This is a genomic window from Arthrobacter sp. Y3225116 (assembly GCF_059091245.1).
Window position 1 is genome coordinate 1 of record NZ_JBNHGL010000532.1, and the last position, 648, is coordinate 648.

The 648-nt window shown below is 73.0% G+C and carries 1 protein-coding gene; it reads left to right on the forward strand.

Annotated elements, in window-relative coordinates; all coding sequences use genetic code 11:
- On the forward strand, nt 1-473 hold a 473-nt coding region (locus AC5RV2_RS18800), incomplete at its 5' end, for a hypothetical protein (RefSeq protein ID WP_494093589.1).
- Nucleotides 474-648 lie beyond the last annotated feature (175 nt).

Here is a 648-nt window from a genome sequence, read left to right on the forward strand (position 1 = left end):
GCACCGACGTCCACGTGGCCATCGGCTCGGCGCACCGCGGCCTCAGCTTCGGCACCGCGCTGGCGGCGCTCTCCGTGGCCGCCGGACTGTGGATCCTGGGAACGGACACCGAGTGGCAGGCCTGGACAATGCCGCTGATCGGTTGTCTGGCCCTGGCCACCGGGCTGCGGGCGCGCGCCTTTCCGCTGGCCACCGACCGGATCGCGCTGTACCTGGCGGCCGCCGCCGGCACGCTGGCCCTGGCGCGCTCGGTGCTGGCTGTCTCTCCCGGGCACGGCTGGTTCGTGGCGGCCGGCCTGCTGGTGCTGGCCATCGCCGTGGTGATCTCGCTGACCGTCACGCTGGCCGACCATTCCGCCGCGAAACTGCGCCTGCTGGCCAACCGGTTGGAGACGCTGGCCATCCTGGCCGCCGTCCCGCTGGTCATCGGCTTGTTCGGCGTCTTCGCCTCGCTGCTGACCACCTTCGACTGAGACAGGTTGGAACCGATTCCATGGAACCGATGTCGCGCAGGGACCTGATCGCCCGGGAGAATACCGCCACCGGGCACGTCCCGGCGGGCCCGCCCCCGCACGCTCCCGTGTCCCCGGCCGCTCCGTCCGGTGCGGGCCGCCCCGGCCGGACACAGGTGGCCGACCCGTGGAGCAC